Annotated in this window: 18 protein-coding genes; 5 read left to right on the forward strand and 13 right to left on the reverse strand. The window is 72.4% G+C overall.

The window, feature by feature from the left end; all coding sequences use genetic code 11:
* Positions 1-34: 34 nt before the first annotated feature.
* Both FHS39_RS22205 and pssA read left to right on the forward strand, forming a co-directional pair.
* On the forward strand, positions 35-691 hold the full coding sequence (locus FHS39_RS22205; RefSeq protein ID WP_045932583.1) for a phosphatidylserine decarboxylase: 657 nt from the start codon (positions 35-37) through the stop codon (positions 689-691).
* Entirely contained in the window at positions 678-1,529 is an 852-nt protein-coding gene (gene pssA, locus FHS39_RS22210; protein ID WP_184351199.1) for a CDP-diacylglycerol--serine O-phosphatidyltransferase, read from the forward strand. The genes FHS39_RS22205 and pssA overlap by 14 nt, the downstream gene beginning before the upstream one ends.
* Before the next feature lie 100 nt (positions 1,530-1,629).
* On the opposite strand, the gene FHS39_RS22215 is transcribed toward pssA, so the two are convergent.
* Complete coding sequence (locus tag FHS39_RS22215; protein ID WP_184351200.1) at positions 1,630-2,760, reverse strand: glycerate kinase; 1,131 nt, start codon at positions 2,758-2,760, stop codon at positions 1,630-1,632.
* A gap of 122 nt (positions 2,761-2,882) precedes the next feature.
* Between FHS39_RS22215 and FHS39_RS22220 the strand changes: the two genes are divergently transcribed.
* Positions 2,883-4,592 carry a BCCT family transporter gene (locus FHS39_RS22220; RefSeq protein WP_184351201.1) on the forward strand — a complete coding sequence of 570 codons (1,710 nt, stop codon included), beginning with the start codon at positions 2,883-2,885 and terminating at the stop codon, positions 4,590-4,592.
* Positions 4,593-4,599: 7 nt separating this feature from the next.
* Here FHS39_RS22220 and FHS39_RS22225 read toward each other — a convergent pair whose 3' ends face one another.
* The gene (locus FHS39_RS22225; protein ID WP_184351202.1) at positions 4,600-5,382 is read right to left on the reverse strand and encodes an SDR family oxidoreductase; all 783 of its coding nucleotides are present in this window, start codon (positions 5,380-5,382) and stop codon (positions 4,600-4,602) included.
* Positions 5,383-5,475: 93 nt separating this feature from the next.
* On the reverse strand, positions 5,476-6,054 hold the full coding sequence (locus FHS39_RS22230; RefSeq protein WP_184351203.1) for a TetR/AcrR family transcriptional regulator: 579 nt from the start codon (positions 6,052-6,054) through the stop codon (positions 5,476-5,478).
* 103 nt (positions 6,055-6,157) lie between these two features.
* On the opposite strand from FHS39_RS22230, the gene FHS39_RS22235 reads away from it, so the two are divergent.
* Complete coding sequence (locus FHS39_RS22235) at positions 6,158-7,117, forward strand: MerR family transcriptional regulator (protein ID WP_184351204.1); 960 nt, start codon at positions 6,158-6,160, stop codon at positions 7,115-7,117.
* On the opposite strand, the gene FHS39_RS22240 is transcribed toward FHS39_RS22235, so the two are convergent.
* The 4 genes from FHS39_RS22240 to FHS39_RS22255 all read right to left on the reverse strand — a co-directional run bounded on the left by FHS39_RS22240 (position 7,114) and on the right by FHS39_RS22255 (position 11,428).
* Positions 7,114-7,617 (reverse strand): methylated-DNA--[protein]-cysteine S-methyltransferase, encoded by a 504-nt coding sequence (locus FHS39_RS22240; protein WP_184351205.1) that lies wholly within the window; start codon positions 7,615-7,617, stop codon positions 7,114-7,116. The genes FHS39_RS22235 and FHS39_RS22240 overlap by 4 nt on opposite strands.
* The gene (locus tag FHS39_RS22245; RefSeq protein ID WP_184351206.1) at positions 7,608-9,074 is read right to left on the reverse strand and encodes a DNA-3-methyladenine glycosylase 2; all 1,467 of its coding nucleotides are present in this window, start codon (positions 9,072-9,074) and stop codon (positions 7,608-7,610) included. Before FHS39_RS22245 ends, FHS39_RS22240 begins: the two co-directional genes overlap by 10 nt.
* Positions 9,075-9,149: 75 nt before the next feature.
* Entirely contained in the window at positions 9,150-10,568 is a 1,419-nt protein-coding gene (locus tag FHS39_RS22250) for a phytoene desaturase family protein (protein ID WP_343069684.1), read from the reverse strand.
* A gap of 26 nt (positions 10,569-10,594) precedes the next feature.
* On the reverse strand, positions 10,595-11,428 hold the full coding sequence (locus FHS39_RS22255) for an inositol monophosphatase family protein (RefSeq protein WP_184351207.1): 834 nt from the start codon (positions 11,426-11,428) through the stop codon (positions 10,595-10,597).
* Between the two features lie 154 nt (positions 11,429-11,582).
* Between FHS39_RS22255 and lplAB the strand changes: the two genes are divergently transcribed.
* Positions 11,583-12,638, forward strand: coding sequence for a lipoate-protein ligase LplAB (gene lplAB / locus FHS39_RS22260; RefSeq protein WP_184351208.1), 1,056 nt, complete (start codon positions 11,583-11,585; stop codon positions 12,636-12,638).
* Positions 12,639-12,659: 21 nt separating this feature from the next.
* On the opposite strand, the gene FHS39_RS22265 is transcribed toward lplAB, so the two are convergent.
* The 6 genes from FHS39_RS22265 to FHS39_RS22290 form a co-directional block, all read right to left on the reverse strand.
* A complete protein-coding gene (locus FHS39_RS22265; protein WP_184351209.1) occupies positions 12,660-13,658 on the reverse strand; it encodes a TIGR03842 family LLM class F420-dependent oxidoreductase in 999 nt (332 codons plus the stop codon).
* 22 nt (positions 13,659-13,680) lie between these two features.
* Entirely contained in the window at positions 13,681-15,084 is a 1,404-nt protein-coding gene (gene hydA / locus FHS39_RS22270) for a dihydropyrimidinase (protein ID WP_184351210.1), read from the reverse strand.
* Positions 15,081-16,355, reverse strand: a complete 1,275-nt coding sequence (locus tag FHS39_RS22275; protein WP_184351289.1) for an aspartate aminotransferase family protein — start codon at positions 16,353-16,355, stop codon at positions 15,081-15,083. Before FHS39_RS22275 ends, hydA begins: the two co-directional genes overlap by 4 nt.
* Positions 16,356-16,396: 41 nt before the next feature.
* Complete coding sequence (locus FHS39_RS22280; protein WP_184351211.1) at positions 16,397-17,239, reverse strand: nitrilase-related carbon-nitrogen hydrolase; 843 nt, start codon at positions 17,237-17,239, stop codon at positions 16,397-16,399.
* 193 nt (positions 17,240-17,432) lie between these two features.
* The gene (gene ggt, locus FHS39_RS22285; protein WP_184351212.1) at positions 17,433-19,256 is read right to left on the reverse strand and encodes a gamma-glutamyltransferase; all 1,824 of its coding nucleotides are present in this window, start codon (positions 19,254-19,256) and stop codon (positions 17,433-17,435) included.
* A gap of 102 nt (positions 19,257-19,358) precedes the next feature.
* A complete protein-coding gene (locus tag FHS39_RS22290) occupies positions 19,359-20,240 on the reverse strand; it encodes an SGNH/GDSL hydrolase family protein (RefSeq protein WP_343069685.1) in 882 nt (293 codons plus the stop codon).
* Positions 20,241-20,410: the final 170 nt, after the last annotated feature.

Genomic DNA, 20,410 nt, shown 5'->3' on the forward strand with positions numbered 1-20,410 from the left:
CGTTACGCGGCACCCTCCGCTACGAAGGTCACCCATGCCCCACAGCTCTTCCTCTGCACCACGCGACAGCCTCGTTGGCGTACGCCTCGCGCGCGGAGCATCGCCGTGGCTCCTCCCGACCGTCGCCACTGCAGCGGTCAGCCTCACCCAGGCCCGACGCTCCGGCCGCTGGGCGGCGCTGGCCGTGCCCGCCACCGCGCTCGCGGCGGGCATGCTGTGGTTCTTCCGCGACCCCGATCGCGAGATCGCCCAGGGCCGCGTCATCTCCCCGGCCGACGGTGTGGTGCAGAGCATCATGCCCTGGAAGGACGGACGCACCCGCGTCGCGATCTTCATGAGCCCGCTCAATGTCCACGTCAACCGCGCGCCGCTGGCCGGCACCGTGACGTCGGTCGAGCACATCCCGGGCGGGTTCGTTCCGGCCTTCAACAAGGAGAGCGAGAACAACGAGCGCGTCGTCTGGCACTTCGACACCGAGCTCGGCGACATCGAGATGGTGCAGATCGCCGGTGCCGTGGCCCGGCGCATCGTGCCGTACGTGCCGCAGGGCACCAAGGTGGAGCAGGGCGAGCGCATCGGTCTGATCCGCTTCGGCTCGCGGGTCGACATCTACCTCCCGGAGGGTGTCGAGATCGCGGTCGAGGTCGGCCAGGCCACCACGGCAGGGGTGACACGTCTTGACCGTGATTGATCCGGACACACAGGCCGCCTGGGTCCCGGAAGCGGAGGCCGACGACGCGGACGACATGCCGCTGTCCACGCGGCTGTCAATAGCGGACACCCTCACCCTGGGCAACGCGATCTGCGGCTTCATGGCGGTGTACTTCACCACCACCGGCGTCCTCATCCCGCACCTGACGGGCAACGAGGACGGCGGCATGGCCCGGCACAGCGCGGCCTCGGCCGTGATACTGATGCTGCTCGCATCCGTGTTCGACCTCTTCGACGGGCTCGTGGCGCGCAAGCTGCGCAGCTCGGCGATGGGCGCGGAGCTGGACAACCTCTCGGACCTGATCAGCTTCGGCCTGGCGCCGGCGTACTTCGTGGTCGTCTGGGGCATGGTTGCCGACGACGCCCACCAGAAGGTCTCGGCCGTGGCCGCGGTCGTGGTGCTGCTGGCCGTGGTGCTGCGCCTGGCGCGCTTCTCGTGCGTACCGATGCGGGACGGCATCTTCCAGGGCATGCCGAGCCCCTTCGGGGCGCTCACGGTGGTCTCCATCGTGCTGCTGGAGCTCCCCTTCGTGCCGACGCTGCTCGCGATCGTGGGCGTGGCGTGGCTGATGGTGAGCCGGGTCGAGTACCCCAAGCCGCGGGGCCGCCTCGCGGTGGCGATGCTCAGCTGGATCGTGCTCAGCATGGGCCTGCTGGCCGCGTGGGCGTTCGACGCGCCGGGCGGCGAGCTGCTCCTGCAGACGGGCTGCGCCCTGCAGGTCGTCCTGGGCGCGGTGATCCCGCTCTTCGCAACGGCACGGCGGGTCAACACCTTCCGCGACAACCGCCGCGAGGCACGGGCAGCGCAGCTCCCGTAACGCAGACCACGAGGGGCCCCGAACGCTTTCGTTCGGGGCCCTTTGCATGCCCGCCCTGCGTTGCCGGGTAACGGGTGGGCGGGTGGGAAAGGCTCTGACGTCAGCCCAAGACGTCCCGCGCGATCAATTCGGCAGTCCGCTCCAGCAAGGGCCCGGCATGGGCCATACACCGCTCCGGATCGGGTTCCAGCTCGGCAAGCGCGTACGCCCGCGAGATGCCCACACGCGCCAGCGCCGAAGGCGCAAGCGTCAGCCGACCGCAGACGGCAACCGTGAGCACCCCGTACGCGCCAGCGACCCGCGCCACCCCCACCGGCGCCTTGCCGTGCAGGCTCTGCGCGTCCAGCGACCCCTCGCCCGTGATCACCAGCCGGCAGCCCCGCACCGCCTCGGCAAAGCCGAGCACGTCGAGGATGACCTCGATGCCCGGCCGGAACGCCGCGCCGAGCCCGGCGAGCGCGCCGAACCCGACTCCGCCCGCCGCCCCGGCCCCCGGCGCGGCCGCCAGGTCCGTACGGTCCAGCACGCGCGCGTAGCGGGCGAGGGCCGCGTCCAGGAGGGCCACGTCCGCCGCGCCGGCGCCCTTCTGCGGCCCGTAGACCGCGGCCGCGCCGCGCGGCCCCGTGAGCGGATTGTCGACATCGCTCGCGAGCACGACCCGCGTCGCGGCGATCCGCGGATCGAGCCCGGAGAGGTCGGCGGAGTCCACCTCGGCCAGGCCCCCGCCGCCGGGCCCCACGGGCCGCCCGCGCCCGTCCAGGAACCGCGCCCCGAGGGCGCCGAGCATGCCCGCCCCGCCGTCCGTGGTGGCGCTGCCGCCCACGCCCAGCACGATCGTCCGCGCCCCGGCGTCCAGCGCGGCGCGGACGAGCTCGCCCGTGCCGTACGTGGTGGCCGTCAGGGGCGCTCGTACGCCCTGGGGCAGCCGTCGGAGCCCGGACGCCTCCGCCATCTCCACGACGGCGGTGCGCTTGCCGCGCTCCAGCGCGAAGGCGGCGGCGACGGGCTCCCCCACCGGCCCGGCGACCCGCACCTCGCACCGCTCGTAGCCCGCCGCCACCGCCGCGTCGACGGTCCCGTCGCCCCCGTCCGCGACGGGCAGCGAGACGGCCTCGACTTCCGGTACGACCCGCCGCAGCCCGGCGGCGACATGCTCGGCGACCTCGACGGCCGTCAACGACCCCTTGAACTTGTCCGCGGCGATCAGCACGCGCGTAGCTTCTGCCACCATGCATCCCCTTGCCTCTGCCGTCGCGCCGCGGCGACCCTACCCGGGGACTGTGCGGCTGCCCATGCCTCCGGGCGGCGTGCCAGCCCGAACAATCACGCCCTTCCCGGCCATAGTGGGGCGTCATGAGCACCGAGAGGCCCGAGAGCGCCGAGCGTCGTCCCGCATACGCGCCGGACGAGCCCCCGGACCTGCCCCTGGTCGTCATCGGCTGCGCCGCCGTGCTGGCCGTGGTCGCCTGGGCGGCGCTGGGCAAGCACTCCTTCGATCAGGTGTCGACGGCGGCCCTGAGCTGGGTGCTGTCGAACTTCGCGTGGCTGTTCGTCATCGCCGCCGATGTGTTCCTCGTGCTGTGCGTGGTCATCGCGGTCAGCAGGTTCGGCCGGATCCGGCTCGGCGCCGACGACGACCAGCCGGAGTTCGGCAACCTCGCCTGGATCGCGATGATGTTCAGCGCGGGCATGGGCATCGGCCTGATGTTCTACGGGGTCGGGGAGCCGCTCCAGCACTTCGTGGACCCGCCGCCGGGCAGCGGGGTGACCGCGGGCTCCCCCGCGGCGGCCCGCACCGCCCTCGAGTACTCCTTCTTCCACTGGACCCTGCACCCCTGGGCGATCTACGGCATGGCGGGGCTGGCGCTCGCCTACGCCGGTTTCCGCAAGGGCCGCGGCAACCGGCTCAGCTCGGCGTTCGTCCCCCTGCTCGGCGAGGAGCGGGCGGCCGGCTGGCCGGGGCGCTGCATCGACCTCCTCGCCGTCTTCGCCACGGTCTTCGGCACGGCGACCAGCCTGGGCCTGGGCGCCCTGCAGGTGTCCAAGGGACTGAACATCACGACGGGCGTGCGGGACACCACGACCCTGGAGCTGACCGTCATCTGCTCGCTGTCGGCCGCCTTCGTGCTCTCCGCCTTCTCCGGGCTGCACAAGGGCGTCAAGTGGCTGAGCACGCTCAACATCGTGCTCGCCGCCTGTCTGATGCTGTTCGTCTTCCTGCTCGGCCCGACGGTCTTCGTCCTCAACACCATCCCGGCGGCCGCGGGCGGCTACCTCCACGACCTGCTGACGCTCGCGACGCGCACCGGCGCCTTCACGGACTCCACGTGGCTGGGCGCCTGGACCATCTTCTACTGGGCGTGGTGGCTGTCCTGGGCCCCCTTCGTCGGCACGTTCATCGCCCGGATCTCCCACGGCCGGACGATCCGCGAGTTCCTCATCGGCGTCCTGCTGGTGCCCAGCGGAGCCACGGTGGTGTGGTTCTGCGTGATGGGCGGCAGCGCGCTGCGGCTGGACATGACCGGCGCGGCCGACATGGCGGGCACCGTCAAGGAGGGCGCTGAGGCGTCCCTGTTCGCCCTGCTGGACACCCTGCCGCTGGCCACGCTCAGCTCGTGGATCGCGATGGCGCTGGTGATGACGTACTTCATCACCAGCGCCGACTCCGCGTCCCTGGTCATGGGCTCGCTCTCCAGCCGTGGCGCCCTGCATCCCCGCACCTGGCTGGTGGTGCTCTGGGGCGTGCTGATGGCCGCGGTCGCGGCCGTGCTGCTGGTGGCCGGGGGGCTGAAGTCGCTGCAGTCGGCGACGATCCTGGTGGCGCTGCCGTTCGTGCTGGTGATGCTCGCGCTGTGCTGGTCGCTGCTCACCGAGCTGCGCACGGACCCCGGTGCGGGCCCGGCGCGCCACCACGGGATGCACGGGCTGGGGGACGCGCTGCGCACGATGGTCGGCGAGGCGGTCACCGAGCAGGGCCCGGTCCGGCATCCGCGGCTGCGCCGGGTGGCCGAGAGCGCGCGCGGCCGCGGCAAGGACGACGGCAGGGGTGAGGGCCGGGGTTAGGCCGTGGCTAGACCGTCTTGACCGCGCCGCCGTCGATGCGCAGTTCGGCGCCGGTGATGCTGCGGGCGTGGTCCGACAGGAGGAAGGCCACCAGGGCCGCGACCTCGGCGGGTTCGGTCATCCGGCCGGTGGTCATGCCGATGGCCTGGGGCACTTGGGCCAGGAAGGTCGGCAGGTCCACGCCCGAGGCCTCGGCCAGATGGGCGCCGAAGCCGTCCTCCGCCTCCCACACGGCGGTGCGCACCGGTCCGGGCGCCACCGTGTTGACGCGCACGCCGCGCGGCCCGAACTCCTCGGCGAGCGCCTTGCCGAGGGCGGTCAGCGCCGCCTTGGCCACGGTGTAGTCGACCGGCCCGGAGCTCGGTACCCGCGCCCCCATGGAGGAGATGTTGACGATGGATCCGCCCGTCTCCAGCAGGTCCGGGAGGGCCGCGCGGGTGATGCGCACAGCGCTGTAGAGGTTGATGTCGATCGAGGCCTGCCAGACGGCGTCGTCCGTGCCGAGGAAGCCTTCGGAGGCGAAGGTGTCGCCGAGGCCGACGCCGTTGACCAGCAGGTCGATGCGGCCGAGGGCGGCGCGGGCGCGCTCGACGGCGTGGGCCGTGCCCTCGGCGGTGGCGAGGTCGGCCGAGACGGTCACCGCGCCGCTCGCCGTCAGCTCGTCGGTGATCGTACGGGCGACGCCGACGGTGCGGACGCCCTCGGCGGCGAGCCGGCGGACGACGGCGAGCCCGATGCCGCGGCTCGCGCCGGTGACGAGTGCGGTCTTGCCTGCGAGGTGGAGATCCATGGCGTATTCCCTCTTTCTTTACCTTCAGGTACAGAACAAGTGCATGGGGAGGCCCGGCCCGCCGCGGAGGGGCGGCGGGCCGGGCCGGGGGCGTCAGAGCACGGACAGTGCCGCGTTCACCACACGGTTGAGCTGGTCGGGGCCGTCGGCGGTCTTGGCCATGACCCGCATGCCGATGACGGTCGCGAGCAGCATGCTCGCCATCGCACGGGCGTCGCGCGAGGCGTCGATCTCGCCCGCGCGCTGCCCCGCCTCCAGGGCGGCCCGGAGGGCGCCCTCGGTGCGCGCGAACATCGCCCGGACGAGCTCGGTGGACCTCGCGTCCACACCGGCCAGCTCGGTGGCGGTGTTCACGGCGAAGCAGCCCTTGCGCACGGGGTCGTCGAGGTCCATCTCGACCAGCGCCTCCAGCGCCGCCCGAAGCCGCGGCAGCACGGGACCCGGCCGGCCGAGCAGCTCGACCAGTGCGTAGGCCTGGGTGTCCCGGTAGCGCTCCAGCGCCCGCTCGAACAGCGCGTGCTTGCTGCCGAAGGCGTGGTAGAGACTGCCCTTGCCGATGCCGATCTCGTCGACGAGGTCCTGGGGGGTGGTCGCGGCGTACCCCTTGCGCCAGAAGACACCCATCGCCTGGTCGACGGCGACCTCCGGGTCGAACTGCTTCGGTCTGCCCATATGGAAGATCGTAGGGTGTTTTTGACCTGGAGGTCAAGAACTGGTTGACCTTGACCCCGGGGGCAGGGTTTAGCGTCCGGTGACAGCAGACGGAGGTGGGCGGATGAGGATCGGCGAGGCGGCCCGGGCCGCGGGCGTGACGGCGAAGGCGGTGCGGTACTACGAGTCGCTGGGGCTCATCGCACCCGGCCGGCTGGCCAACGGCTACCGGGACTACGACGAGCACGACGTCCGTCTCCTGCGGGAGGTCAAGGCGCTCGGGCGCCTGGGCATCCCCGCCGAACGCACCCGGCCGTTCCTGGAGTGCCTCGCCGCCGGGATGCCGTACGCCGACGACTGCCCGGCCTCGCTGGCCGGTTACCACGAGGCCATCGGCGAACTGGACCGCCGCATCGCCGAACTCACGGCACGGCGCGCCGCCTTGGCGGCGCACCTGCGCCACGCCGCCTACCGGGGAAGCAGCGCCCCGCAACCCGAAGGAGATCCCGTGCACGACCCGTACCAACTGCCCGCCGGCCTGCCCGTCCCGGAGGACGACGGTGGCGCCGACCACCTGCCCGGCCGGGCGCTGCCGCCCGTCGAACTGCCCGGCACGGCAGGCGAGTCCGTACGGCTGGACGCCCTGGGGCCGGGACGCACGGTGCTGTACGTCTATCCCCTGACCGGCAGGCCGGACGCGGACCTTCCCCAGGGGTGGGACGCGATCCCCGGGGCGCGCGGGTGCACGACGCAGGCGTGCGGCTTCCGCGACCACCACGCGGAGCTGGTGGCGGCGGGGGCGGCCCGGGTGTTCGGCCTGTCCACCCAGGAGACGGGGTATCAGCGGGAGGTGGTGGAGCGGCTCCGGCTGCCCTTCTCGATGCTGTCGGATCCGGGGTTGGAGCTGGCGCGGGAGCTCGGGCTGCCGACCTTCGAGGCCGGGGGCGTGCCGCTGTTCAGACGGCTGACGATGATCGTGCGCGACGGCATCGTCGAGCACGTCTTCTATCCGGTCTTCCCGCCGGACCGGCACGCGGAACAGGTGCTCGCCTGGCTGCGGACGACCGCGGGGCGCGACAGCTAGAACAACGTCTGGAACAGCCCGGACCCGCTGCTCTCGAAGGCCAGCAGCCGCCGCTTGCGGTCCAGTCCCCCGCCATAGCCGGTGAGGCCGCCGGAGGCGCCGATCACGCGGTGGCACGGCACGATGATGCCGACCGGATTCTTCCCGTTGGCCAGGCCCACGGCCCGGGACGCCCCCGGCGGCGCCCCGATCCGCTCGGCGAGCTCGCCGTACGAAAGCGTCTGCCCGTACGGAATCCGTTGCAGGCCGGCCCACACCCGCTGCTGGAAGGGGGTGCCCTTCAGCCGCAGCGGCAGGTCGAAGCCGGTCAGTTCGCCCGCGAAGTACGCGGCGAGCTGGCGCTCGGCCTCGGTGAACGGGCCTTCGTCGCGGTCGCCGAAGGATTCCTCGGGCGGCCGGTGCCGCTGGCCGGTCATGTAGAGGCCGGAGAGGACGCCGTCCGTGGCCACCAGGGTGAGGGGGCCGTAGGGGCTGTCGATGACGGTGTGCACTACAGACATACGAGGGGGCTCCGATCGTCGGCCGACCACAGGTACTGCACGGCGTAGGCCCGCCAGGGCCGCCAGGCGGCGGCGTGCCGGACCAGCGCGGCGGGCGTGGCGGGCAGGCCCACCCGGGCCGCGGCCCTGTGCACACCGAGGTCGGTGGGGAGGAAGGCATCGGGGTCGCCGAGGGCGCGCATGGCGATCAGTTCGGCGGTCCAGGGGCCGATGCCGGGAAGGGCGGCGAGCTGCTCGCGGGCCTCGGCCCAGTCGCTGCCGATGCCGAGGGAGAGTTCGCCGGAGGCGAGCGCCTCGACCGTGTGCACCACCGCGGCCCGGCGCCCGGCCGGCATCGCGAGCGCCTCCGGGTCGAGGGCGGCCAGTGACGCGGCCGTGGGGAAGAGGTGGGTGAGGCCGCCGCCCGCCGCCTCGACGGGCTCGCCGTGCGCGGCCACCAGCCGGGCGGTCAGCGTCCGGGCCGCGGCGGTGGACACCTGCTGGCCCAGCACGGCCCGCACCGCGAACTCCTCGGCGTCCACGGTGCGCGGCACCCGGCGCCCGGGCGCCTTGTCGACGAGCGGGGCGAGGGAGGGGTCGGTGCGCAGCTGGGCGTCGACGGCCTCCGGGTCCGCGTCCAGGTCGAGCAGACGGCGGCAGCGGCTGATGGCGCCCGCCAGGTCGCGCTGGTCGGACAGGGCGAGGCGGCATTCGACGTGGTCGGGGCGGGGGGCGAGGGCGACGGTCCCGTGTCCGTAGGGCAGGCGCAGGGTGCGGTGGTAGGCGCCGTCGCGCCACTCCTCCACGCCGGGGACGGCGGTGGCGGCGAGGAGGCCGAAGAGGTTGTCCGGGCACAAGGGTGCACGGAAGGGCAGCCGTAGCGTCAACAGGCCGGAGGGGGCCGGTGCTTGGCCTCGCAGTGCGCGGGTGCGCAGGTCGGTGGGGGCGAGCGCGAAGACTTCGCGCACGGTCTCGTTGAAGGTGCGGATGGAGGAGAAGCCCGCGGCGAAGGCGATGTCGGCCATGGGCAGGGCGCTGGTCTCGATGAGGATGCGGGCGGTCTGGGCGCGCTGGGCTCGGGCGAGGGCGAGGGGGCCGGCGCCGAGTTCGGCGAGCAGTTGGCGTTCGATCTGCCGGGTGCTGTAGCCGAGGCGGGCGGCCAGGCCCGGTACGCCCTCGCGGTCGACGGTTCCGTCGGCGATGAGCCGCATGGCGCGGGCGACGAGGTCGGCGCGTTCGTTCCACTGCGGGGAGCCGGGGCTGGCGTCGGGTCGGCAGCGTTTGCAGGCCCGGAATCCGGCCTGCTGGGCGGCGGCCGCGCTCGGATAGAACGTCATGTTCTCGTCCTTCGGCGGCACCACCGGGCAGCTGGGGCGGCAGTAGATGCGTGTGGTGAGCACGGCGGTGAAGAACCAGCCGTCGAAGCGGGCGTCCTTGGACCGCACGGCCCGAACACAGCGGTCGAAGTCGGTGTGCATGCTTCAAGGATCGGCGGTGCGGGGCGTCGGGGCTCGCGGAAATCCGACATGGGCGTCGGGGCCCCAGGACACGCCCTAGGACCCCCGCGTGAGCCGCCGCCACACCGCGCGGGCCGCGTGGTGGCCCGACATGCCGTGGACGCCCGGTCCCGGCGGGGTCGCCGAGGAGCACAGGAAGACCGCGGGGTGCGCCGTCGCGTACGGGACCCGGGCGAGCTTGGGGCGGATCAGCAGCCGCAGGCCCGCGACGGAACCCGTGGCGATGTCGCCTCCGACGTAGTTGGCGTTGCGGGCGGCGAGCACGGCGGGGCCGGCAATGGCACGGGCGAGGACGAGATCGCGGAACCCCGGTGCGAACCGCTCGATCTGACGCTCGATCAACTCGGTGGCATCGCCCTCCCAGCCGTTGGGCACGTGCCCGTACACCCAGAAGGTGTGCTTGCCCTCGGGTGCCCGGGTGGGGTCCACGATGCTGGGCTGGGCGGTGATGAGGAAGGGGACGGAAGGGTCCCGTCCGTCGACGGCCGCGCCCAGGGCGTCGCGGATCTCGCCGTAGGTGGGGCCGACGTGGACCGTGCCGGCGCGCCGGGCGGCCTCGGCGCGCCAGGGCACCGGGCCGCTCAGCGCGTAGTCGACCTTGAAGGCGCTGGGGCCGAAGCGGAAGCGACGGTAGGCGTTGCCGAGTCCGGCGATGCGGGCGAGGGCGGTGGGCGAGGTGTCGAAGACGAAGGCGCGGGCGGGCGGCAGGTCGTCCAGGTGCTTGACCTCGAAGCCGGTGTGGATCGTGCCGCCGAGGGCGCGCAGGTACGAGCCGAGCGCGTCGGCGATCGACTGCGAGCCGCCGCGGGGCACCGGCCAGCCGCATTCGTGGGCGGCGATGGCGAACATCATCGCCATGCCGCCGGTCCCGATGCCGGTGAGCGGGGCGATGCCGTGAGCGGCGAGCCCGGCGAACAGCCCGCGGGCCTTCTCGTCGTGGAAGCGGCGCACCAGCATGCTCGCCGGCTGGGCGGCGAGCAGGCCGAAGCGGGCGTAGCCCGCGAGGTCGCGCGGCAGCCCGTCCCACTGGGTGCGCAGGAAGTCGGCGGCGAGGGTGTCCCACTGGCCGTGGAAGGGCGCCATCAGCCGCCGGTACGTGCCCGCGTCGCGCCGCCCCAGCGAGGAGGCGCTCTCGCCGACCCGCCGGGAGAGGACGGCGGCCGTGCCGTCGGGGAAGGGGTGGGCCATCGGCAGCTCGGGGTGGATCCACTCCAGGCCGTACCGGCCGAGCGGCATCCGGGAGAAGGCGGGCGAGCGCACGGCGAGGGGGTGCACCGCGGAGCAGGGGTCGTGGCGGAAGCCGGGGAGGGTGAGCTCCTCGGTGCGGGCGCCGCCGCCGATGGCGTCGGCCGCCTCGTACACCTCGACGGACAGGCCGCGGCGGGCCAGTTCGACGGCGGCGGTCAGGCCGTTGGGCCCGGCGCCCACGACGACCGCGTCCAGCATGGTGGTCACCGGTCGGGCTCCCCTCGATTTGCGGGTCAGGGTCGGCCGGCGGACGCCAGCAGGTCCAGAATATGCCGCAGGGTCGCCGCGTCCCGCGCCGCGGCGAACGGCAGCGCGTTGCCCCCGGCGATCCGGAACGGTTCGTTCGCCACCGTGGCGCTCGCGCCGCCCGCCTCGGCGACGAGCAGCAGGCCCGCCGCGTGGTCCCAGGGGTTCTCCCAGGAGAAGGCCAGGGCGTCCAGCGCGCCCTGGGCCACGTGCAGATACTCCAGCCCCGCCGAGCCGCACGGGCGCGGCGCCACGCCGTCCGTCAGCAGGGTGGCCAGCACGCGCTTCTGCTCGTCGTCGGTGAAGTCGAAGTGGGAGGTGGCCACTTCGAGGTCGCGGCCGGGCTCGGGGGAACCGCAGTGCAGCGGCGAGCCGTTGAGCTGCGCTCCCCCGCCGCGCCGGGCTATCGCCATCTGGTCCAGGGCGGGGGCGTACGTCCACGACGCGAGCAGCTCGCCGCGGTGGGCCAGGCAGACCAGGGTGGCGAAGCCGGGGTCGCCGTGCACGAACTGCCGGGTGCCGTCGACCGGGTCGACGATCCACACCGGGTCGTTGCCGCGCACCGCGCCGAGCACCGACGGGTCGGCGTGCACGGCTTCCTCGCCGACCACGACCGAGCCGGGCAGCAGTGTGGTGAGGGAGGCCGTCAGGTGCTCCTCGGCCAGGCGGTCGGCGACGGTCACCAGATCGTGCGGGCCGTTCTTCTGGACGATCTCGTAGGCCGCGAGCTGCCGGAAGCGCGGCATGATTTCGGCGGCGGCCGCCTTGCGCACCGCTTCCTCGACGTCGGACAGGTCGCCTGCGAGAAACTTCTCGATCATATGACCATCGAACCACGGCGCTCCGACAATCGGTGAAGGGGCCTTTGCCGCACGGTGTCCCGGGCATGAACATGGAGCCCGCGGGCACAGCGTTACGGTTGATTCACCGGCCGAGCGGGCGGCCGGCCGAGGAACTCATGCTGGAGGATGCGCCGTGCACGGTGAATACAAGGTGCCGGGCGGCAAGCTCGTCGTCGTCGACCTGGACGTCGTGGACGGGGTGCTGCGCGATGTCCGGGTGGCCGGGGACTTCTTCCTCGAACCCGACGAGGCGCTCCTCGACATCAACCGCGCCCTGGAGGGCGCTCCGGCCGACACCCCCGCCCCGCAGCTCGCCGCGCGCATCGACACGGCGCTGCCCGAGGGCACGGTGATGTTCGGCTTCGGCTCCGAGGCGGTGGGCGTCGCGGTGCGCCGGGCGCTGGCCCGGGCGTCGGACTGGACGGACTACGACTGGCAGCTGGTCCACGACGGACCGCAGTCGCCCGCCCTGCACATGGCGCTGGACGAGGTGCTGACGGCCGAGGTCGCCGCCGGTCGGCGGCCGCCGACCCTGCGGGTTTGGGAGTGGGGCTCCCCGGCGGTGGTGATCGGCAGCTTCCAGTCGCTGCGCAACGAGGTCGACCCGGAGGGCGCCGCCCGGCACGGGATGACCGTCGTCCGGCGGATCTCCGGCGGCGGCGCCATGTACATCGAGCCGGGGAACACCATCACCTACTCCCTGTGTGTCCCCGATGCGCTGGTGCAGGGGCTCTCCTTCGCCGACAGCTACGCCTACCTGGACGACTGGGTGCTGGGCGCGCTGGAGGGCATGGGCGTCAAGGCGTGGTACCAGCCGCTGAACGACATCGCCACCGAGGCCGGCAAGATCGCGGGTGCCGCGCAGAAGCGGGTGGTGAGCGGGGGCGGGGCGGTGCTGCACCACGTGACCATGGCCTACGACATCGACGCCGACAAGATGCTCGAAGTGCTGCGCATCGGCAAGGAGAAGCTGTCGGACAAGGGGACGAAGAGCGCCAAGAAGCGCGTCGACCCGCTGCGGCGGCAGACGGGGCTTTCGCGGGCCGCGGTCATCGAGAAGATGATCGAGTCCTTCCGGGCGCGCTACGGGCTGACGGAGGGGGCCGTCACCCCCGAGGAGATGGTCCGGGCCGAGGAGCTGGCGGCGGCAAAGTTCGCCTCCCCGGAGTGGACGGCGCGGGTGCCGTAGCGGCGCGCCGCCCGCCCCGGGTCAGCGCAACGCCGGGATGAGGTGCTGTCCGTAGGCGTCGATCGTCGCCTCCCTCGCGTCGTGCATGGCGTAGAGCGCGAATTGGTCGACGCCCAGCTCTCTGAGGTGCTCCAGCCGCTCCCGGTGCGCGGCCACAGGGCCGATCAGGCAGAAGCGGTCGACGATCTCGTCGGGGACGAAGTCGGTGGAGGGGTTCCCGGCGCGCCCGTGGTGGCTGTAGTCGTAGCCCTGGCGCGCCTCGATGTACGCGGTGAGGGCCCGGGGTACGGCTCCGGTGCCCTGCCCGTAGCGGGCGACCAGGTCGGCTACGTGGTTGCCGACCATGCCGCCGAACCAGCGGCACTGCTCCCGCGCGTGGGCCACGTCGTCGGTGACATAGGCGGGGGCGGCGACGCAGATGGTGAGCGAGGCGGGGTCTCGGCCTGCTTCGGCCGCGGCGTCGCGGACGGCCTTGACCATCCACCGGGTCAGATCGGGGTCGGCGAGCTGGAGGATGAAGCCGTCGGCCTCGCGGCCGGCCATCGCCAGCGCCTTCGGCCCATAGGCCGCCATCCACACGGGAAGCCGGCCGTCGTGCACCCAGGGCAGCTTCACCACCGTGCCGCCGATATCCGTCTCGCGGCCCTCCGCCAGGTCGCGGATGATCCGCATCGACTCGCTGAGCCTGGCGAGGGTGTTGGGCTTGCGCCCGGCCACCCGCATCGCGGAGTCGCCGCGGCCGATGCCGCACACCGTGCGGTTGCCGTACATGTCGTTGAGGGTGGCGAAGGTGGAGGCGGTGACCTCGGGGGTGCGGGTCGAGGGGTTGGTGACCATGGGGCCCACGACGAGGTGCTCGGTGTGCTCCAGGATGCGGCTGTAGATGACGAACGGCTCCTGCCACAGCACGGCGGAGTCGAAGGTCCAGCCGTAGCGGAAGCCGCACCGCTCGGCGCGGCGCATGAGCTCCACGACGGCGGTGGCGGGCGGGTCGGTCTGCAGGACGAGGCCGAAGTCCACGTGCGGTGTGCTCCTTACCGGATTACGCGAGGTACTGACAGGTGGAGCGGGGGACGTGGCGTCCGTGCCCCGCCCGCCCGGTGAACCGTCTGCGGTCGATGACGGTTTCGCCCCGCGAGAGGACGGTTTCGACCTGGCCGGTGATCCTCTTGCCCTCGTAGGCCGAGTAGTCGACGTTCATGTGGTGGGTCTCGGCCGAGAGGGTCTGCTGGGCGTGCGGGTCGTAGACGACGATGTCGGCGTCGGCGCCGGGGGCGATGGTGCCCTTGTGGGGAGCGAGGCCGAACATCCGGGCGGGCGCGGCGCAGGCGATCTCGATCCAGCGCCGCCGGGAGATGTGGCCGTCGACGACGGCCTGGTGGAGCAGGTCCATGCGGTTCTCGACGCCCGGCAGCCCGTTGGGGATCTTCGAGAAGTCGCCGCGGCCCAGCTCCTTCTGCCCGGAGAAGCAGAACGGGCAGTGGTCGGTGGAGACGACCTGGAGGTCGTCGGTGCGCAGGGCGCGCCAGAGTGCCGCCTGGTGTTCCCGGGGGCGCAGTGGTGTGGAGCAGACGTATTTCGCGCCTTCGAAGTCGGGCTCGGCCAGGTTGTCGGTGGACAGGAACAGATACTGCGGGCAGGTCTCGCCGAAGACCGGCAGCCCCTGGTCCCGGGCCGAGACGAGCTCGGCGACGGCTTCTCGGGCCGAGACGTGCACGACGTAGAGGGGGCTGCCCGCGACGCGGGCGAGCTGGATGGCGCGGTGGGTGGCCTCGGCTTCCAGCAGGGCCTTGCGGACCTCGCCGTGGTGGAGGGGGTCGGTGCGCCCGGCGGCGAGGGCCTGTTCGATCAGGACGTCGATGGCGATGCCGTTCTCGGCGTGCATCATGATCAGGCCGCCGTTGCCGGAGGCGCGCTGCATGGCCCGCAGGATCTGTCCGTCGTCGCTGTAGAAGACGCCGGGGTAGGCCATGAAGAGCTTGAAGGAGGTCACGCCCTCCTCCACCAGCAGGTCCATCTCCTTGAGCGTGCCCTCGTGCACATCGGAGACGATCATGTGGAAGCCGTAGTCGACGGCGCACTTGCCCTCGGCCTTGGCGTGCCACGCGTCGAGCCCTTGGCGCAGCGCGCCGCCGCGGGGCTGGACGGCGAAGTCGACCACGGTGGTGGTGCCGCCCCAAGCTGCGGCGCGGGTGCCGGTCTCGAAGGTGTCGGAGGAGGCGGTGCCGCCGAAGGGGAGCTCGAAGTGGGTGTGGGCATCGACGCCGCCGGGGATCACGTATTTGCCGGTGGCGTCGATGGTGTGCTCGGCGGTCCAGCCGCGGGCGCAGGAGCTGCCGGGGGCGGCCAGCGCCGCGATCTTGCCGTCCTCGATGAGGACGTCCGCCTGCATCTCTTCGGCGGCGGTGATGACGAGCCCGCCGCGGACGAGCGTTCTGTCGCTCATGACCGGTCCTTTCCGCCGAAGGCGTCCTGCACGTGACGCAGCGTCTCCTCCAGGATGTCGGCGCCTTCTTCGGCTTCGGCGACGGTGAGCGTCAGGGGTGGGGCGATGCGCAGGGCGTGGCCCTCGCGGCCGCCCTTGCCGATGAGCAGGCCCTTGTCGCGCGCGGCTTCGAGGGCGAGCGCGGCGGCCTGGGGGGCGGGCGAGCCGTCGGGGGCGGCCAGCTCGATGCCAATCATCAGTCCGCGGCCGCGGACTTCGCGGACGACGGGCAGGCCCGCGGCGATGGCCCGCAGCCGCTCGATGAGCAGGCCGCCGACGCGGCGGGCGTTGCCCTGGAGGTCGTGCTCCAGCAGGTAGGTCAGGTTGGCGAGGCCGGCCGCCATGGTGACGGGGCTGCCGCCGAAAGTGGAGATGGAGTTGGCGTCGAGGCAGTTCATGACGTCGGCGCGGGCGACGACGCCGCCGACCGACATGCCGTTGCCGATGCCCTTGGCGAAGGTGAGCAGGTCGGGCGGGCCGGCTTCGGCGTGGGCCTGCCAGCCCCAGAAGTGGTCGCCGGTGCGGCCCCAGCCCGTCTGCACCTCGTCGCTGATCCACAGGATGCCGTGCCGGGCGAGGACGTCGCGGAAGGCGGCGTAGAGGCCGTCGGGCGGGGCCGTGAAGCCGCCGACGCCCTGGACCGGCTCGGCGATGAGGGCGGCGACGTTGCCGTGGGCCTGGCCGAGCACGTCTTCCAGGTCGGCGACGCAGGCCTCGGTGAACTCCCGGTCGGACAGGTGGGCGTACGGTCCCCGGGTGCGGACCGCGCCGTGCACGTAGAGCGTCTGGAGCGGGGAGAGGCTGGTGGGCGACCAGGAGGAGTTGCCGGTGACGCCGATCGCCGAGAAGGAGCGGCCGTGGTAGCCGTTGCGCATGGCCAGGATCTGGTTGGACCGCCGGAAGGTGGTGGCCAGCAGCAGGGCGGCGTCATTGGCCTCGGTGCCGGAGGTGGTGAAGAAGACGCGGGCGTCGGGGATGCCGGACAGGGCGGCGATGCGCTCGGCCAGTTCGACCATGTGCCGGTCGAGGTAGAGCGTGGAGGTGTGCAGGATGCGCCCGGCCTGCTCGGCGACGGCCTTGGTGACCTCGGGCAGGGCGTGGGCGGTCATCGTGGTGAGGATGCCGCCGAAGAAGTCGAGGTAGCGCCGGCCCTGGGCGTCCCACACATGGCGGCCCTCGCCGTGGGTGAGCTCCAGCGGCTCGCGGTAGTAGAGGGCGAGCCAGTCGGGCATGACGGCCCGGTGGCGGGCGTGGAGCGGCGCCGGCCGGGCGGTCACGGCTGCACCAGGCCTTCGTAGGCGTCGGGCCTGCGGTCCCGGTAGAACGCCCACTGCTGCCGGACCTCTTCGATGAGGCCGAAGTCTAGGTCGCGGACGAGCAGTTCCTCCTTGGTGTCACTGGCGGTGCCCCCGACGAACTGCCCGCGCGGGTCGACGAAGTAGGAGGTGCCGTAGAAGTCGTTGTCCCCGTACTCCTCCTGGCCGACGCGGTTGATGGCGGCGACGAAGTACTCGTTGGCGACGGCGGCAGCGGGCTGTTCGAGCTGCCAGAGGTGGGCGGACAGGCCGCGGGAGGTGGCCGAGGGGTTGTAGACGAGCTGGGCGCCGGCCAGGCCGAGGGCGCGCCAGCCTTCGGGGAAGTGCCGGTCGTAGCAGATGTAGACCCCGACCTTGCCGACGGCCGTGTCGAAGACGGGCCAGCCGAGGTTGCCCGGTTTGAAGTAGTACTTCTCCCAGAAGCCCTTCACCTGGGGGATGTGGTGCTTGCGGTACTTCCCCAGATAGCTGCCGTCGGCGTCGATCACGGCGGCGGTGTTGTAGTAGAAGCCGGACTGCTCGATCTCGAAGACCGGCACGACGATCACCATGCCCGTCTCGCGCGCCAGGTCGCTCATCCGGCGGACGGTCGGCCCGTCGGGGACCGGCTCGGCCCAGCGGTAGTGCTCGCTCTCCTGCACCTGGCAGAAGTAGGGGGAGTTGAAGACTTCCTGGAAGCCGATCACCTTCGCGCCCTGCGCGGCGGCCGCGCGAGCGTGCTCCTCGTGCTTGACGATCATCGACTCGGTGTCGCCGGTCCAGGTCGCCTGGACCAGTGCGGCGCGGACAACATTGGCCATGAGCTGCTCCTATGCCAGGGCCTCAGCCAGGCGGTAGTCACCTCGGACGGCTGCCGACACGCGTAGATCCGCGTGTGGAAGCGACCGTAGGTCCCGTCACAGCGCGTGGCAAGACCATCACGCCGCCTGTGGAAAACTCATGCGGTCGGCACTCCGGGCGCGGGAGCCCGCTGGGCCCCGCGCCCGGAGGGGCTCACTTGCCTTCCCGCACCACCATGGCCGAGCCGCCGCCACGCCGGGTCTTCTCGGCCGCGGCGAGCCACTTCCCGTTCGGCAGCCGCTCGACACCCGTGGCCGCCCCGATGTCGGGCACCTGCTTGAAGTCCTGTCCCTTCGACTCCAGTTGGCGCTTGACGGAGCTGTTCCACAGCGCCGCTTCCATCTCCGTCTGCGCCGCGTTGCGCTGGCTCACGCGCGGCGAGGCGATCGCTTCGCCCAGCGGCATGTGGCGGTCGACGTGGTTGAGGAAGGTCTGCAGCACGGTCGTGATGATCGTCGCCCCGCCGGGCGAGCCGAGGGCGAAGTCGAGCTTGCCGTTCTTCATCACGATCGTCGGCGAGATGGACGAGCGCGGGCGCTTGCCCGGCCCCGGCAGGTTCGGGTCGTGCACGCCCGCGGTGACCGGGGTGAAGGAGAAGTCGGTCAGCTCGTTGTTGAGCAGGAACCCACGGCCGGGCACGGTGATGCCGCTGCCGCCGGTCTGCTCGATGGTCAGGGTGTACGCCACCACGTTGCCCCACTTGTCGGCGACCGTCAGGTGGGTGGTGTTCTCACCCTCGTACGGCGTGGGGGCCGCCCTCTTGTGCGAGGCGCAGGAGGAGGGGTGCATCGGGTCGCCGGGAGCCAGCGGGCTCTTCAGCGCGCTGCTGCCCCTGATCAGGCAGGCGCGCGAGTCGGCGAACTTCTGCGAGAGCAGCCCGTCCGTGGGCACGTGCTCGAAGGCCGGGTCGCCGACCCAGCGGTTGCGGTCGGCGAAGGCGATCCGGCTGGCCTCGATGTAGCGGTGCAGGTAGTCCGCGCGGTCGAGCTTGGAGAGGTCGCTCTTCTTGAGGATGTTGAGCGCCTCGCCGACCGACGTTCCGCCGCTCGACGACGGCGCGATGCCGTAGACGTCCAGGCCTCGGTAGGAGACCCGGGTCGGGGCCTGCCGCTTGACGCTGTAGGCGCTCAGGTCCTTCTCGGTCAGGTCACCGGGGCGCGCCACGCGCCGGGAGCCGGAGGCCAGCGGCGGCTTGCGGACGGTCCGTACGATGTCGCGCGCCAGTGCGCCCTTGTAGAGCGCGTTCACGCCTTCCTTGCCCAGCAGTTCGTAGGTGCGCGCAAGGTCGGGGTTCTTCAGCGTGCTGCCCACGGCCGGGAGCTTGCCGCCGGGCAGGAAGAGCTTGGCGGTGGCCGGGAAGTCCTTGAAGCGGGCCTCGTTGTCGGCGGTCTGCTGGCGGAAGGTGGCATCGACGGTGAAGCCGTCGCGGGCCAGGCGCTCGGCGGGCCTCAGCACCTCGCCCAGCGGGCGGCTGCCCCAGGAGTGCAGGGCCGCGCCCCAGGTGGCGGGCACGCCGGGGGTGCCCACGCTCAGACCGCTGGTGACCGCGTCGGGGAAGGCGATCGGCTTGCCGTGCTCCAGGAAGAGGTTCTTGGTGGCGCTCAGCGGGGCCTGCTCGCGGCCGTCGATGGTGGAGACCTTGTGGGTCTTGGCGTCGTAGTAGACGAAGTAACCGCCGCCTCCGATGCCGCCCGAGTAGGGCTCGGAGACGCCCAGCGCGGCCGCGGTGGCCACCGCGGCGTCCACGGCGTTGCCGCCCTTGCGCAGCACCTCGATGCCGGCGGCCGAGGCGTCGGCGTCGACGCTGGCCACCGCGCCGCCGTAGCCGGTGGCGACGGCCTTCTTCTCCGGGGTGCGCAGGGACGGGTGCGCCGGACCGGCCGCCGCGGCGGGGGCGGCGAACGCTCCCGCGAGGAGCGAGGCCGTGGCGGCGATGACGGGCAGGCGTCGACGGGCGTTCGGTCTGGGTAGGGCCATCACTGCCTCCTTGACAGGCGAGCGGGGCCCGGAGCCTACTCGGACGGCCCGGCCGCCGACAGGGCGCCGCACCGCCGGTGCGGCGCCCGTAGGCAGGAGGGCCTAACGGCCCTTGAGCGCGCTGTCCACCGAACGAGCCATGGCCTGCTCGCCCTTGGCGTTGGGGTGGAAGGGCGCAGCCGGGTTCTCGGGCTGGGCACCCTCGACCCAGCGGTCCGTGACGGGCTTGCAGACGTCGTGGCCGACGGTCGTGGCGTAGCTGTCGGCATAGCGGACGTGCGCGGCGCGGGCCTGCTTCTTCAGCATGGCGTTGAGCTGCTTCTCGGTGTCGCGCAGGTAGGCGGAGTCACCCGCGGCGATCGGCACGGTGGGGAAGCAGCCGGTGCCGTCGTCCGGCATGATCGTCGGGTAGCCGACGAGCACCACACGGGCGTGCGGGGCACGCTCGTGGATGGCCTTGAGGACGCTCGCCACCTTGGGCGCGGCGTCGGCGATGCGGTTGGTGAGCTGGTCGGTGCCGCCCGCCGTGAACTTGTCGCGGCAGGGGGCGCCGCCCGGCTCGGTGGCGGAGAGCTGGGCGCAGGTGCCGATGATGCCGGAGAAGCCGATGTCGTTGCCGCCGATGCCGAGGGTGACCAGCGTGGTGCGCTTGTCGAGGGCGTCCAGCTGCGGGCCGTTGGCGCCCTGGGCGTGCCACATGTTGTCCGTCGTGGCGCCGCTGCAGCTGACGTCCTTGAACGACTTCACGCTGCGGGCCTCGGCGGTCAGCGAGGGGTAGTTGACGCTGGAGCGAGCGCAGTCGCCGCCTGTCTGGGTGGGGATCCCGGGGCCCGAGGTGTAGGAGTCGCCCAGGGAGACGTACCGCTCGCCACCGGTCTGCGGGGCCGTGGCGGCCGTCGCGGGGGCGGCGGCAGCGGCCGCCAGGGCTCCGGCCGCACCGAGCGCCGCCAGCGCCGCTCCGTACCGCCCACCGCGTTCGCGCACCTGTGCCACTACTGCCTCCGATGTTTCGACGATCAATTAAGAGGTCAGGTTCGTCGCGCGGTGACTGTCTGTCAATCTCATCGGTGACCCCGGCCCGGTGGAATCCGTGGCCAAAAGCCGCGGACCGGGCACGATCAAATTGGATTTCAAGAATCCAATTAGGTACGGTG

The sequence above is a fragment of the Streptomyces olivoverticillatus genome (assembly GCF_014203555.1).
Classification (GTDB): Bacteria; Actinomycetota; Actinomycetes; order Streptomycetales; family Streptomycetaceae; genus Streptomyces; species Streptomyces olivoverticillatus.